Source organism: Streptomyces sp. NPDC107517, assembly GCF_055582645.1.
This window is the reverse complement of sequence record NZ_JBVJPM010000001.1, coordinates 25,514-40,061: the sequence shown is the minus strand read 5'-3', so window position 1 is coordinate 40,061 and position 14,548 is coordinate 25,514. Positions and strand designations below refer to the sequence as shown.

The window sequence follows — 14,548 nt, the reverse complement described above, 5'->3', positions numbered from 1 at the left end:
GGACGGCGGTGCTGCCCTGCACAGGACCTCCCCGGGCCAGCCGCTTGCCGGGCACGACCTGCTTGACGGTGGAGGTGATGCCCAGCCCCTGGGTCTCCCTGCGGAACACCGAGCCCGACCGCAACCGGCCCGGCGTGTCCTTCATGACCGAGGTGACGTCCTTGACCGTGGTGACGTCCTTGACCGTGGTGACGTCCTTGACCGTGCGGACGTCGGGCTGCCACGACGGCTAGTTCTCGATGCCCGTCCGCGCCTGCCAGGGCGTGCGCAGCGGCGCATCACGGACTCAATTCAGTCCCTCAGCCCTGAGCGCCCAATGACTCAGCCCGCCGCAGCCAGCACCAACGGCAGAACCTGCTCGCTCCCCGCCTGCCGGAGCAGCCGAGCGGCGACCGCGAGGGTCCAGCCGGAGTCCGTGTAGTCGTCCACGAGCAGAACCGGTCCCGGAGCGTCGGCCAGGGCCGCAGCCAGATCGTCAGGAACGGTGAAAGCGCCCGACAGAGTCCTGAGCCGCTGGGCGGAGTTGCTGCGGCGTGCCGCGTGTGCGTCCCCCGGCCCCGTGTACGCAAGCGTGCCCAGGAAGGGGAGGCGGCCGATCGTCGCGATTCCCTGGGCGAGGGAACCGACCAGTTGCGGCCGCGCCAGGGACGGCACGGCGACGACTCCCACCGGCCGGGCAGAGGCGTCCGGAACACTCGGCGCCCACCCCCCGGGCGAGCGCGCCCAGTCGGCAATGACGGCCACCACGGCCTTCAGGGCGTCGTCGGGGACGGGCCGGTCGGGCGCGTTCTCGGCCAGCAGCGGGCGCAGTCGGTTGCCCCAGCCGATGTCCGAGAGACGCCCCAGGGCGCGGCCGGTTGAGCACTGTTCCTTGGCCGGGATGCGCCCCTTGAGGTCAATACCCAGCGCGGGCATCCCCGTCGGCCACATGCGGCGCGGCTCGACCTCCACCCCCGGGCGGTCCAGTTCCCTGGCCGCCCCCGTCAGCATCTCCGCCGAAACCGAGGAATCGGCCCAGGCCCCCGCACAGTTGTCGCAGCGGCCACACGGAGCCGCACCCTCGTCGTCCAGTTGCCGGCGCAGGAACTCCATCCGGCACTGGGACGCGCCCGCGTAATCACGCATGGCCTGTTGCTCGGTCGCCCGCTGCTTGGCCACCCACGCGTAGCGCTCGGAGTCGTACACCCAGTCGGCTCCCGTGGCCGTCCAGCCGCCCTTCACTCGCTTGACCGCGCCGTCGACGTCCAGCACCTTCAGCATCGACTCGAGGCGACTGCGCCGAAGATCCACCGCCGCCTCCAGGGCGGGCACGGACAGCGGCCGTCCCGCACCCGCGAGAGCCGAGAGGGTCTGGCGGACCTGCGCCTCGGGCGGGAAGGCCGTATCGGCGAAGTAGCGCCAGATCGCCTCGTCCTCCTTGCCCGGCAGCAGCAGCACATCGGCATGGGCCACACCGCGGCCCGCGCGCCCCACCTGCTGGTAGTAGGCGATCGGTGAGGACGGCGAGCCGAGATGGATCACGAATCCCAGGTCCGGCTTGTCGAAGCCCATCCCCAGCGCGGAGGTGGCGACCAGCGCCTTCACGCGGTTCTCCTGAAGATCGAGCTCGGCCTGGAGCCGGTCGGCGTTCTCCGTCTTGCCCGTGTACGACGCCACGTTGAAGCCGCGCTGGCGCAGGAAGGCGGTCGCCTCCTCGGCCGCGGCCACCGTCAGCGTGTAGATGATGCCGGAGCCCTGGAGCTCATCCAGGTGTTCGGCAAGCCAGCCCAGGCGGTGAGCGGCATCCGGCAACTGGACCACACCCAGGCGCAGACTCTCCCGATCCAACGGGCCGCGGAGCACCAGTGCCTCGCCAGCTCCCGTACCCAGCTGATCGGCGACATCCGCCGTGACCCGCGCGTTCGCCGTAGCGGTGGTGGCCAGCACCGGAACACCGGCGGGAAGCTCGGCCAGCATCGCCCGCAGCCGGCGGTAGTCCGGCCGGAAGTCATGGCCCCAGTCGGAGATGCAGTGCGCCTCGTCGACCACGAGCAGACCCGTCGTGGCCGCGAGCTTGGGCAGGACCTGATCACGGAAATCCACCGAATTGAGGCGTTCCGGACTCACGAGGAGAACGTCGGTCTCGCCGCGCTCGACCTCCTCATAGATCGTGTCCCACTCCTCCGGGTTGGCCGAGTTGATCGTGCGCGCCTGGATACCGGCCCGCGCCGCCGACTCGACCTGGTTGCGCATCAGCGCCAGCAACGGCGAGATGATCACCGTGGGACCGGAGCCACGCCGCCGCAGCAGGGCCGTGGCCACGAAGTACACCGCCGACTTGCCCCAGCCGGTGCGCTGCACCACAAGGGCACGCCGACGCTCCTCGACCAGGGCTGCCACCGCCTGCCACTGATCCTCCCGAAGGCGCGCCGAACCCCCTGGATCGCCGACCAGCTCAGCGAGGATGGCGTCGGCTTCGGCACGCAGCTCCTGGTTACTCATGCCCCCATGCAACCCCACACCACTGACAACGGCCCAATCGCCCGCCGCGATGATCACCGCCGCCCCCTCCATCCGGCCACCTGGAGGGCGTCCCGCCAGGTGCCGAGTCCTCCCAGGTGCCGAGTCCTCATCTTGATCCGAGCCGCTCTTGATCCGAGCCGCCCTTGATCCAATTCTCGGGGCACCCGGGTCGTCGAGGTCAGAGAGTGCTAGCGCTGGTCGTGGCGGTAGCGACGCGATCCTGGCGTCTGGTCGAAGCCGTAAAGGCGTGATCCTGGCGTCACGGGCGGCGGCGGTGGGCAGGGATATAGCCGACGCTTCCCCAGATACCGGCCCCCGGCCCCGATTGCTCGTTGCCGCAAGCCAGTGCGAAGGGAAGAATTGGAATCGCTCCCGCGCGGCTCGATCGTGGTCCAGTAGGGCTGTGCCGCGGTGCGCTCCCGCAGTCCGACCCCGCCCGCAGTGTGGGCGCGTAGCCGAAGGGAGGACCGTGACCTTCGGATTCGCTCCGTCCTCGGCGACATCATTGTCGACGTCATCGACGCGTGCCGACATGTTCGCCGACTCCGCCAACCAACTCGCCAGGGTGCTCGAACCCGCGGAATGGGCCGCGGCGGGGATCCCTTTGCTGCGCAATCCGCGCGAGGTCGTCAGCGGCCTGCACGCCCGGCACCGTCCCAAGCCCGAGACGGCCGTCGTGGCCGTTCTTGACACGGAGGAACGGCTCAGCGCCAGCGCGTCGTTCACACGGCGCCCGAGCGCGGCGGACGGCTGGGTGTTCCGCAACGCGCTGCTCACACACCTGCGCCGGGTCATCCCGCACGACCTCCGTCGCCGTACACCGGTGCGTACAGCCGTACTGCTCTACTGCCGTGAGGGCGACGCGCGTTGGACGGAGGAGGACGGTGCGTGGATGTGGGGGCTGCGGGACGCCTGCACGCTTCATGGGCTGCGCTGCGGGGCGTACATCACCATGACGCGGGACGGCTGGCAGGTGCTCGGCGAGGGACGTGGCGGCCGACGGCCGAGCCTCGGGTCGACGCCCGAAGCGTTCGAGGGCAGCCTCGAGCCGCCACTGCCGCGCGCAGGAGGAGCCGCGTCGGAGGTACTGCGCCGCGCGGCCGCCCGCTGAGAGCTGCCGCTGGATCGACCCCGTCGCCACGCGGGCCGCAGTCACACGACGCCGCCGGCCGCCCGCGGAACCGTCAAGCGGTCCGGGCGGCCGGCGCGCGGCGTGTCAGACTCCGGCACCCAGCAGGGAGTTGATCCGCTGCGGGTCGCCGCACACGATCAGCAGGGCGCCCGCCCGGCGGAGGGCGAGAGGCATTGCCGCGGCGGCCGCCTGATCGGTGCCGCCGTTCAGCGCGACGACGACCACAGGCCGCTTGGTGGCACGCTCGGCGGCACCGGCGTCGGCGTAGAAGACGTCGTCACCCGCGTCGAGCTGCGCCCAGTAGGCGGTGTCGCCGAAGGACAGCTCGTGCGTGGCCCACGGGTGCGGGTCACCGGTGGTGATCACCAGCACCTCGCCGGGCGCACGGCCCGAATCGAGGAGCAGGTCGACGGCTTCCTCCGCGGCGTCCAGGGCACCCTCGACCGAAGCCGGGATCAGCTGGATCTGCGGCTGCGCGGTCGCGGCGGGCGCGGTCGGCACGGCGGCGGGGGCGGCCGGAGCCGAAGGCCCCGGCTTGGCGGCCGGCGCCGACTCGCGCGACGTGCGCTGCGCGGGCGGCATCGGCCGTGCGGGACCCGGGCGTCCGGGTCGCGGCGGCGCCGCGGGACGCGGGCCGGGTACGGGGCGGGGGGTCGGCGCGTTGCGGCCGCTGGGGGCCGAAGTAGCGCGGGGACCCTGGGCACTCTCGTGAATCTGAGACTCCTCGGGAAGGAGAGGCATGAGCTGATATCTATCAAACGCCGGTGCGAGTGGCCTCGGCGGGTGGCACATGAGTGCGAACGGAAGATCAGAAGTCGAAGCCGAGCTGGCCTTCGATCTCCGGAACGTTTCCCTCCGCCCAGCTGCGGGCCTTCTTGAGGTGCCGCCACTGGGGCAGCGCATCAAGATACGCCCACGTGAGCCGGTGGTACGGGGTGGGCCCCCACACCGCCAGCGCAGCTTTGTGGACCGGCGACGGATAACCGGCGTTGTCCGCAAAACCGAAGTCTGCATGTTCGATGCCCAGTTCGGCCATCATTTTGTCGCGCCGAACCTTGGCGATCACCGATGCCGCGGCGACGGCCACACAGGACCGGTCGCCCTTGATCACCGTGCGGACCTGCCAGGGAGCACCGAGGTAGTTGTGCTTGCCGTCGAGGATGACCGCGTCCGGACGGGCCGGAAGGGCCTCGAGGGCGCGCACCGCGGCGAGCCGCAGAGCGGCCGTCATTCCCAGCTCGTCGATCTCCTCGTGAGAGGCGTGCCCGAGAGCATGCGCCGTCACCCAGCTCTCCAGCGTCTCGGCGAGCGCTTCGCGCCGCTTCGGGCTGATCAGCTTGGAGTCGGTGAGACCTTCGGGCGGTCGGCGCAGCCCGGTGACCGCCGCACACACAGTGACCGGTCCCGCCCACGCACCGCGACCGACCTCGTCCACACCGGCGACGATCTTGGCTCCGGTGGTGGCGCGCAGTGAGCGCTCGACGCTGTGAGTGGGTGGTTCGTACGGCATGGCGCCAGATAGCGTACGCCGCCTTGACCCCTCAGCGACACCCCGGTAGGGCCGGCCCGTTCTCCGGCCACGCGGCGCGATGCCGCCACACGCCCCGGCGCCGGCCCAGATCCACGGCCGGCGCCGCCCCGCGTCACGCCCCCCGCGGGCGCAGCAGCGGAACCATCACCTGATCGACCATCTCCGTGAGATCACGCTCTTCCCATTCGCTCGCGCACACCTTGGAGCGGTACATCATCATCGCGGGGATGACATCACAGACGTACGCGTCAGCGGCGCCGGGGCGAACCTCTCCCCGCTCGATACCACGGTTCACCACCTCTTTGATCAGCTCGACACTCGGCTGGACGACGCCCTCGAAGATCACCTCATGGAAGCGCTGCGCCGTCGCCGAGTCGCATTCGTGAAGAACCGAACGCAGAGCGAATCCGGGGCGTGAGTACATCGCCTCACGCATCAGGCCGCACAGCTCGATCAGGTCCTCCCGGACGCTGCCGCGGTCCGGTGCTCCGTCGAGCGTGGGCAGCGCCGCCTGAAGGGCGTCCGCGACGAGGTCCTCCTTGGACGGCCAGCGGCGGTAGACGGCGGCCTTGCCCGTCTGCGCTCCGGCGGCGACGCCCTCCATCGTGAGGGCGTTCCAGCCGACCGTACTGAGCTGCTCCAGCGCGGCTTCCAGGATGGCCCGCTCCAGCACGGGGCCACGCCGGCGCAGGGTGGCCGTCCGAGCGGGGGCGGCCGTCCAGCGCGAAGTATCCATCGTCTTCTCTCCGTTGGGGAACCGAATGTTCCAGGCAGCTTCTTCAGTGAACGGTTGCGTTCACTGATGGGGAGTCACTACCGTTCGAGGCGACAGTGAACGGTTACGTTCACTAACGCACTTGTGGGGGATCCATAGTGACAACCTCTCAGTTAACTCAAGATCAGAAGCCGAACAAGCCGGGGCAGGCACGACGGGCGGGGCGCCCCGGCATAGCCCTCGCCGTCATCGCGGCCTGCCAACTCATGGTGGTACTGGACGCGACGATTGTGAACATCGCGCTCCCGCACATTCAGGACGCGCTCAAGTTCTCCACGACCGACCTCACTTGGGTCGTCAGCGCTTACACGCTCACCTTCGGCGGTCTGCTGCTTCTCGGCGGCCGCGCGGGTGACATCCTCGGTCGCCGCCGGGTCTTCATGTCCGGCATCCTGCTCTTCACGCTCGCCTCCCTGCTCGGCGGACTCGCCCAGGAACCCTGGCAGTTGCTGGCGGCCCGGGCCCTGCAGGGCGTCGGTGGCGCGATCGCGTCGCCCACCTCGCTCGCCCTCATCACCACGACGTTCCCCGAAGGGCCGGAGCGGAACCGCGCGTTCGGCGTCTTCGCGGCCGTCTCCGCGGGCGGCGGCGCCGTCGGCCTCCTCGCCGGCGGCATGCTCACGGAGTGGCTCGACTGGCGCTGGGTGCTGTTCGTGAACGTACCCATCGGCATCCTCATCGCCGTGCTGGCGCCGATGTACATCAACGAGTCCCAACGCCACCCGGGACGCTTCGACATCGCGGGCGCGCTCACCTCCACGGCGGGCATGGCCTCGCTCGTGTACGGCTTCATCCGGGCGTCGGAGGAGGGCTGGCGGGACAGCATCGGCGTGGGCTCGTTCGTCGCCGCCGTGGTGCTGCTGCTCGCCTTCGTGTTCATCGAGAGCCGGGCGAAGGAACCGATCACTCCGCTGAGGATGTTCGCCGACCGCAACCGCTCCGGCACATACGTGATCATGCTGAGCCTGGCCGCGGCGATGTTCGGCATGTTCTTCTTCATCGTCCTGTTCGCACAGAACGTCCTCGACTACACGCCGATCGAGGCAGGCCTCGCCTTCCTGCCCGTGACGGCCGCGATCATCGTCGGCGCGGGCCTGTCGCAGCGGCTGCTTCCGGTCCTCGGTCCCAAGCCGTTCATGATGACCGGCGCGACGTTCGTCCTGCTCGGCCTCGGCTGGCAGACGTTCATCTCCCCCGACAGCTCGTACGTGGGTGGGGTGCTCGGCCCGATGCTGCTGTTCGGCGTCGGGATGGGGCTCAATTTCGTGACGCTCACCCTGACCGCCGTCTCCGGAGTCGCCCAGCACGAGGCGGGCGCGGCGTCCGGGCTGCTCAACGCGATGCAGCAGGTGGGAGGTTCGCTCGGCCTCTCCATCCTGACGACCGTCTTCGGTACGGCCAGCAGGAACGAGGCCAAGGACCAGATCCCCTCCTTCATGGCGCAGGCCACGCCCGAGCAGAAGGCGGAGTTCGCCAAGACCCATCAGCTCCCGGCTCCCTGGGGCCACCAGGTCCTGGCCGAGGGCATCTCGACCGCGTTCGTCCCGGCCGCGGCGATGGCGCTGCTCGCCCTGATCGTCGCCACTGTGGTGATCCGGGTACGCAAGAGCGACCTGGAGGCGCTCGCGGGCACCGCGGGTGCGGCCGGGCCAGCGGGCGGCTGACCGGGGGAGCCGCCCACCGGGGGAGCCGCCCACCGGGGGAGGTGGATGCCGGGCCATCCGACGCGACGAAGGCGGCCCGGCATCCATCACACCCCAGCCGATGCGTTCACCAGAGGCCTGCGGGTGTATCCGTCACATCGCAGGAGGCGTGAGGATCCACAGGTCAGACCGGCAGTCCGGGCGCCCACTCCGGCAGCGGTTCGGTCCGCTGCAGCCACAGGTCCGCCGGAGCGCCACCCAGGCCTGAAGCGACCACTCCGCCCACGATCGCGCACGTCGTGTCCATGTCGCCGCCCACCTGGGCCGTCTCCCAGAACGCGCCCTCGAAGTCGCCGAGCCCGCGCGCCGCCGACCACAGGGCGAACGGCACGGTGTCGTGCGCCGAGGTGCGTCGGCCGCAGCCGAGGACCGCGGCCACCGTCCCCGGATCTCCGTAGTCGAGCATGTCCCTGGCCCGCCGCAGGCCCGCGCCCACCGCACTGCGCGGCACGAGCGCGATCACTCCGTCGAGGAGCGCCTGCGGTGTCGGCGGTCCTGCCGGATCGGCCACGATCGCGGCAGCTGCGGCCACGGCCATGGCCCCGACCACGGCCTCCCGGTGCTGATGCGTCGGATAGGCGGAGATCTCGGCCTGGTGCGTGGCCTGCTCCGGATCGTCCGCGTACCAGGCCCCGAGCGGCGCGATCCGCATCGCCGCGCCGTTGCCCCAGGAGCCCTGGCCCTTGAAGAGCGCGGAGGACAGGGAACGCCAGTCGCCGCCCTCGCGGATCTGCCGGAGCAACCGGTTCACCGCGGGGCCGTAGCCGCGGTCGAAGTCGTGGTGCTCCGCGAAGGACCGGGCGAGCGCGTCCTGCTCGATCCGGTTCTCGGCGGCCAGGACCGCCACCACGGAGCACGCCATTTCGGTGTCGTCGGTCCACTGCCAGATGCCGTCGGGCAGCTCGCGGCGCTTGAGCAGCGGATGGTTGGCGGGCACGAAGAACTGGGAGCCCAGCGCATCCCCCACCGCCAGGCCGCGCAGGCTGGACAGGGCGCGGTCAAGCCGCACATGAGGAGAGGAATCAGCGGTCATCGCCCTGCCACTCTAACCGGTGACCCCGTACGGCTCCGGGTCACGCCATCGTTCGAACGGCCGGTCCAAGGTGTATTTGCCGTCCTTCCCGAGAACGAGCGTCCGCGTCTCACCGTTCCTGGGATTCGACAGACATTCGAAGTCGGCGACGGTCCAGTGGAACCAGCGCATGCAGAACAGCCGCATGGTGAGCCCATGCGTGACGAGGAGGACATTCGAGGGGTGGTCGTGCGCCTCGAAGCTCCGGTACAGACTCTCCAGAAAAGCACCCACACGGTCGTACACGTCGGCCCCGGACTCGCCCTGGGCGAAGCGGTAGAAGAAGTGGCCGTACGCGTCGCGGTACGCCTTCTGGAGGCGTACGTCGTCCCGGTCCTGCCAGTTTCCCCAGTCCTGCTCCCGCAGCCGCGGCTCCTCGCGCACCCGTACGAGTTCGGGGTCGAGCCGGAAGGCGCGGAGCGTCTGGTGCGTGCGGCGGTAGGGCGACACGTACACGCTCACCTGCTCACGGCCGAACAGCTCCCGCAGGTACTTCCCTGTCTCGTCCGCCTGCCGGTGCCCGGTCTCGGTGAGGGCCAGGGCGTGGTCGGGCTCGCGTTCGTAGACGGTGTCGTCGGCGTTGCCCTCCGACTCGCCGTGCCTGACAAGGACAATGCGCCGCGGTCGTGCCATGCGGAAACCCTAGATCGGAAGCGCCCGGTTCGAGCACCCGTACGGGCTCCATCCGGCGTATGCCACCCCGCGGTCGCTGCGGTGGCCGATCCGGATCAGACCGTCCAGGAGGGTTCGAGCTGGACGATGTCGCCCGTGATCCCGGCGATGTCGGTCTCCGTCCGGGCGCGGGTCGAGAGCCGCTCCACGCGTTCGGCCTGGTACTTGCCGTGCTCGGCGACGGAGTGCCACATCGACAGGATCAGGAACTCGTTGCCCGGCGCCTCGCCGAACAGTCCGCGCACCATCCCCGGGGAGCCGGCCATCGCGGGGTTCCAGACCTTCTCCTGCATGAGCGCGAAGTGTTCCTCGCGGTCCGCGTGCACCCGGCAGTGCGCGAGGCGCACCGTGTCCGCATCCGTGAAGCGCGGCTCGAAGCCCGTCTTCACGTCGAACCGGTGGTCGAAGAGCTTCACTTGGATGTCTTTGTACGTGCCCGACTGGGCGGCCGCGAGCCGGTCGTGCGAGCGCGCCATGAAGGAGTCGTAGAAGGCACGGCTCTCCCAGAAGCCGAGGACATGAGCCACCCCCGGCCGATTCCTGCTCCAGCCCCCGCCCTGTCCCCGGAATCCCGGCTCCCCCAGAAGCCCCGCCCACTTCCGCTGCCCCCGTTCGAAACCGCGTCGATCGGTCACGGTGCAGCGAATCCACTTGACCAGCACCGCGCCATCGTACGACCCACGACGTGGGTTCGGTCACGCTCCGGCGTCACGCATCCTGGCCAGTCTTGCCGCGTCCTCGTCGCTCAGTTCGATCTCGAACTCACGGGCGAGAAGTTCCATCAACTCGCCTTCCTGTACGTCCCGTTCGTCCCGGGTGCCGTCCGGCAGCTCGACCGACATCCGCATGCCGATGAGAGAGCGCCGGCTGTCGACGGCGGCACGCTGGACGACGGGGCGATGCGTGAAGGCGGACCGCGGATGCGTCGACGTGTAGTGGTTCATCACCACGTAGTCGACGGGATGACGCTCCTCCAGGGTGAAGGCGTATATCTCCTCCCAGCCGCCGGGACGCAAGCTGCGCAGGACCAGAACGCCGGCGTCCTGCGACACGAGGCCGAAGGTCCACGGTCCCTGACGCACCTCGACCCCGCCCCTCAGGGGGATCGGTTCGCGCAGGCCCTGGGCGCCGAAGCCCACGTCGCACAGCCACTCCTGGCGGCCCTCCACGGTGACGCGGGTCAGCATGTGAGTGACCGCGCGAAGCTCCGTGGCGCCCGCCCGGACGCGGGCCCCAAGTCCCTTCACGGGGTAGCCGATTCGCTCCAGAACCGCCGCGAAGAGCAGGTTCTGCTCGTAGCAGTAGCCGCCGCGGCGCTGCCGCACAAGCTTTGCCTGCAGGGCGGCGAGGCCCAGGTCCACCGGCCGCCCGAGCATGATCTCCAGGTTCTCGAACGGGATCGCCGCGCTATGCGCCCGGTGCAGCGCGCGCAGTGTGTCCAAGTCCGGTTTGACGTCCCCCATGAAGCCGATTCGCGCCAAGTAGGCGTCGAGATCAAGGTCTTCCCCGTTCCAGCTCATGGTCACAATCGTAGGACGTAGCGTGTCCGTAGCAGTCATGAGCAGTCATGAGCGGTCAGTGATGAACAGCCGTAACCAGCAGCCGAGAAGGGGGAGTTCGGTGAGCAGCTTCAAGAAAGGGCTCAAGAAGGTCGAGGTCGCGCTGAAATGGGACCCGAGCCCGATCGGCCAGCCGCCCCATGATCTCGACATCATCGCGGCGACCTACACATCCGACGATCCGGGCGGAGCGCCGGCCTACGTCGTGCACTTCGACAGCCGCTCCCCCGACGGGACGATCACCCTCAACCGGGACAGCACGACGGGCCAGGGCCTCGGATTCGACGAGGTCATGACACTGGAGCTGGAGCGCCTGTCGCCCTCCTACGCGCGCGTGGTCGTCGGTATCGCCATACAGCAGGGAGAGCGGGCAACGGTGTTCGGAGCGGTGGCGAACACGGCGGTCCGTATCCGCGAGGGGTACACCGGCCTCGCACAGAACGACTTCTCCACGGTGGCCGACTCCACGGCGGCGGTGATCGCCGAATTTGCGAGGGACGACTCCGGAGAGTGGACCTTCCGCGAGGTGCTCCAGGGCTACGACAGCGACCTGACGTCGTTCGCCGCCGCGATGGGCGGCGCGCACTGAGCGCCCCGGGGGCGGGGAACGGGTGAGGGGCGGCGGGCCTGGTGGCCCGCCGCCCCTCACCTCACTGCGTCAGCGGATCAGCTGCAACCGCTGGTCGAGCCGCAGCCCTCGCAGATGTAGCAGGAGCCGGCGCGCTGCATCTTCGTGCCGCAGGAGAAGCACAGCGGGGCGTCCGCCTGGATGCCCAGCTGCATCTCCACGAGCTCGGCGCTGGTGTGCGCCTGCTGCGGAGCGGGCGCCGCGGCGACGGCCTCGGCCTTGGGGGCCTCGACGACGGCCTTCAGGGACTCGGTCTGCCGCGGGGCGGACTGAGCCAGACCCTCGACGTCGACGTCGTCGATGGACTGCTCGTACGAGCCCGTCTCCAGGTGACGCTGACGCTCCTCGGCCGAGTGGATGCCGAGCGCGGAGCGCGTCTCGAAGGGCAGGAAGTCGAGCGCCAGGCGGCGGAAGATGTAGTCGACGATCGACTGCGCCATCCGCACGTCCGGGTCGTCCGTCATGCCGGCCGGCTCGAAGCGCATGTTCGTGAACTTCGAGACGTACGTCTCCAGCGGGACGCCGTACTGCAGACCCACGGAGACGGCGATCGAGAAAGCGTCCATCATGCCGGCGAGGGTGGAGCCCTGCTTCGACATCTTCAGGAAGACCTCGCCGAGACCGTCGTCCGGGTAGGAGTTGGCGGTCATGTAACCCTCGGCGCCACCGACGGTGAAGGAGGTGGTGATCCCCGGGCGGCCCTTGGGCAGACGCTTGCGGACCGGACGGTACTCGACGACCTTCTCGACCGCGGTACGGATGGTCTCCTCGGCCTTGGCGGTGACCGCCTCCTTCTCCTTCTCCTTGGTCTTGGCGGAGAGGGGCTGGCCGACCTTGCAGTTGTCGCGGTAGATGGCGAGCGCCTTGACGCCCATCTTCCACGCCTCGAAGTAGACCTCTTCGACGTCCTCGACCGAGGCGGTCTCGGGCAGGTTGACCGTCTTGGACAGCGCGCCGGAGATCCAGGGCTGGATGGCGGCCATCATGCGGACGTGGCCCATCGCGGAGATGGAGCGCTCGCCCATCGCGCAGTCGAAGACCTCGTAGTGCTCGGTCTTCAGGCCGGGGGCGTCGATCACATTGCCGTTGTCGGCGATGTGGGCGACGATCGCCTCGATCTGCTCCTCCTGGTAACCCAGGCGGCGCAGGGCCTGCGGGACGGTGCCGTTGACGATCTGCATCGAGCCGCCGCCGACGAGCTTCTTGAACTTGACCAGGGCGAGGTCGGGCTCAAGGCCGGTGGTGTCGCAGGACATCGCGAGACCGATGGTGCCGGTCGGGGCGATGACAGAGGCCTGCGAGTTGCGGAAACCGTTCTTCGCGCCGAGGCGGACGACGTCCTGCCAGGCCTCCGTGGCGGCGGCCCAGATCGGCGTGTCCAGGTCGTCCATGCGGACGGCCTCGGTGTTCGCGTCGGCGTGCTGCTTCATGACGCGCTGGTGCGGAGCGGCGTTGCGGGCGTAGCCGTCGTACGGGCCGACGACCGCGGCGAGCTCGGCGGAACGCTTGTACGAGGTACCGGTCATCAGCGACGTGATGGAGCCGGCCAGGGCGCGGCCGCCCTCGGAGTCGTACGCGTGACCCGTGGCCATCAGCAGGGCGCCGAGGTTGGCGTAGCCGATGCCCAGCTGGCGGAAGGCGCGGGTGTTCTCGCCGATCTTCTGCGTCGGGAAGTCCGCGAAGCAGATCGAGATGTCCATCGCGGTGATGACCAGCTCGACGACCTTGGAGAAGCGCTCGACGTCGAAGGACTGCCGGCCCTTGCCGTCGTCCTTCAGGAACTTCATCAGGTTCAGCGACGCGAGGTTGCAGGACGTGTTGTCCAGGTGCATGTACTCGCTGCACGGGTTCGAGCCGTTGATCCGGCCGGACTCCGGGCAGGTGTGCCACTGGTTGATGGTGTCGTCGTACTGAATACCGGGGTCGGCACACGCCCACGCGGCCTCGGCCATCTTGCGGAAGAGCGACTTGGCGTCGACCTCCTCGATGACGTCACCGGTCATCCGGGCGCGCAGACCGAACTTGCCGCCGGTCTCTACGGCCTTCATGAACTCGTCGTTCACGCGGACCGAGTTGTTGGCGTTCTGGTACTGGACGGACGTGATGTCGTCGCCGCCCAGGTCCATGTCGAAGCCCGCGTCACGCAGCGCGCGGATCTTCTCCTCTTCCTTCACCTTGGTCTCGATGAAGTTCTCGATGTCGGGGTGGTCGACGTCGAGGATGACCATCTTGGCCGCGCGGCGCGTGGCGCCACCCGACTTGATCGTTCCCGCGGAGGCGTCGGCACCGCGCATGAAGGAGACGGGACCGGAGGCATTGCCGCCCGAGGACAGCAGTTCCTTGGAGGAACGGATCCGCGAGAGGTTCAGGCCGGCGCCGGAGCCGCCCTTGAAGATCATGCCCTCTTCCTTGTACCAGTCGAGGATCGACTCCATGGAGTCGTCGACGGCAAGGATGAAGCAGGCGGAGACCTGCTGGGGCTGCGGCGTACCGACGTTGAACCACACCGGAGAGTTGAAGCTGAAGATCTGGTGCAGGAGTGCGTACGCCAGCTCGTGCTCGAAGATCTCGGCGTCGGCGGGCGACGAGAAGTAGTTGTAGTCCTCTCCGGCCTTCCGGTACGTCTTCACGATCCGGTCGATGAGCTGCCTGAGGCTCACCTCGCGCTGCGGGGTGCCGACCGCGCCGCGGAAGTACTTGCTGGTGACGATGTTGACCGCGTTCACCGACCAGAAGCCGGGGAACTCGACGCCACGCTGCTCGAAGTTGATCGAGCCGTCGCGCCAATTGGTCATGACGACGTCACGGCGCTCCCACTCCACCTCGTCGTACGGATGCACGCCGGGAGTCGTGTGGATGCGCTCGATACGCAGCCCCTTGTTGGCCTTGGTTCCCTTGGCGCGGGAACCTCGTGCCGGGCCACTCGTCGTCTCTGTCATGCCGCCTCCCTATACCGGGCTAAAACGCCCCGAAG

13 protein-coding genes are annotated in these 14,548 nt (G+C 69.2%); 4 read left to right on the top strand and 9 right to left on the bottom strand.

What is annotated here, in order from left to right; translation table 11 throughout:
* Window positions 1-77: 77 nt before the first annotated feature.
* Window positions 78-233: a hypothetical protein gene (locus tag ACZ67T_RS00165; protein ID WP_469980559.1), complete on the top strand. Its 156-nt coding sequence runs from the start codon at window positions 78-80 to the stop codon at window positions 231-233.
* Between the two features lie 88 nt (window positions 234-321).
* Here ACZ67T_RS00165 and ACZ67T_RS00160 read toward each other — a convergent pair whose 3' ends face one another.
* A complete protein-coding gene (locus ACZ67T_RS00160; RefSeq protein WP_469980558.1) occupies window positions 322-2,481 on the bottom strand; it encodes a RecQ family ATP-dependent DNA helicase in 2,160 nt (719 codons plus the stop codon).
* Window positions 2,482-2,971: 490 nt separating this feature from the next.
* On the opposite strand from ACZ67T_RS00160, the gene ACZ67T_RS00155 reads away from it, so the two are divergent.
* Window positions 2,972-3,613, top strand: a complete 642-nt coding sequence (locus tag ACZ67T_RS00155) for a hypothetical protein (protein WP_469980557.1) — start codon at window positions 2,972-2,974, stop codon at window positions 3,611-3,613.
* 105 nt (window positions 3,614-3,718) lie between these two features.
* On the opposite strand, the gene ACZ67T_RS00150 is transcribed toward ACZ67T_RS00155, so the two are convergent.
* From ACZ67T_RS00150 to ACZ67T_RS00140, 3 genes are all read right to left on the bottom strand, one after another.
* Window positions 3,719-4,375: a hypothetical protein gene (locus ACZ67T_RS00150; protein WP_469980555.1), complete on the bottom strand. Its 657-nt coding sequence runs from the start codon at window positions 4,373-4,375 to the stop codon at window positions 3,719-3,721.
* Between the two features lie 67 nt (window positions 4,376-4,442).
* Window positions 4,443-5,144, bottom strand: coding sequence for a ribonuclease HII (locus ACZ67T_RS00145; protein ID WP_469980554.1), 702 nt, complete (start codon window positions 5,142-5,144; stop codon window positions 4,443-4,445).
* 133 nt (window positions 5,145-5,277) lie between these two features.
* Window positions 5,278-5,901, bottom strand: a complete 624-nt coding sequence (locus tag ACZ67T_RS00140; RefSeq protein ID WP_469980552.1) for a TetR/AcrR family transcriptional regulator — start codon at window positions 5,899-5,901, stop codon at window positions 5,278-5,280.
* Between the two features lie 137 nt (window positions 5,902-6,038).
* Here ACZ67T_RS00140 and ACZ67T_RS00135 point away from each other — a divergent pair, with 137 nt between their 5' ends.
* Window positions 6,039-7,604: an MFS transporter gene (locus ACZ67T_RS00135; protein WP_469980550.1), complete on the top strand. Its 1,566-nt coding sequence runs from the start codon at window positions 6,039-6,041 to the stop codon at window positions 7,602-7,604.
* 163 nt (window positions 7,605-7,767) lie between these two features.
* On the opposite strand, the gene ACZ67T_RS00130 is transcribed toward ACZ67T_RS00135, so the two are convergent.
* From ACZ67T_RS00130 to ACZ67T_RS00115, 4 genes are all read right to left on the bottom strand, one after another.
* A complete protein-coding gene (locus tag ACZ67T_RS00130; RefSeq protein ID WP_469980548.1) occupies window positions 7,768-8,676 on the bottom strand; it encodes an ADP-ribosylglycohydrolase family protein in 909 nt (302 codons plus the stop codon).
* Window positions 8,677-8,688: 12 nt separating this feature from the next.
* The gene (locus ACZ67T_RS00125) at window positions 8,689-9,348 is read right to left on the bottom strand and encodes a histidine phosphatase family protein (RefSeq protein WP_469980547.1); all 660 of its coding nucleotides are present in this window, start codon (window positions 9,346-9,348) and stop codon (window positions 8,689-8,691) included.
* Window positions 9,349-9,443: 95 nt separating this feature from the next.
* Window positions 9,444-10,049 (bottom strand): YdbC family protein, encoded by a 606-nt coding sequence (locus ACZ67T_RS00120; RefSeq protein WP_100591116.1) that lies wholly within the window; start codon window positions 10,047-10,049, stop codon window positions 9,444-9,446.
* Window positions 10,050-10,082: 33 nt separating this feature from the next.
* The gene (locus ACZ67T_RS00115; protein WP_469980546.1) at window positions 10,083-10,907 is read right to left on the bottom strand and encodes an arylamine N-acetyltransferase family protein; all 825 of its coding nucleotides are present in this window, start codon (window positions 10,905-10,907) and stop codon (window positions 10,083-10,085) included.
* A 100-nt stretch (window positions 10,908-11,007) separates the two neighbouring features.
* Between ACZ67T_RS00115 and ACZ67T_RS00110 the strand changes: the two genes are divergently transcribed.
* On the top strand, window positions 11,008-11,535 hold the full coding sequence (locus tag ACZ67T_RS00110; RefSeq protein ID WP_469980544.1) for a TerD family protein: 528 nt from the start codon (window positions 11,008-11,010) through the stop codon (window positions 11,533-11,535).
* 77 nt (window positions 11,536-11,612) lie between these two features.
* Here ACZ67T_RS00110 and ACZ67T_RS00105 read toward each other — a convergent pair whose 3' ends face one another.
* On the bottom strand, window positions 11,613-14,513 hold the full coding sequence (locus tag ACZ67T_RS00105) for a vitamin B12-dependent ribonucleotide reductase (RefSeq protein WP_469980543.1): 2,901 nt from the start codon (window positions 14,511-14,513) through the stop codon (window positions 11,613-11,615).
* Window positions 14,514-14,548: the final 35 nt, after the last annotated feature.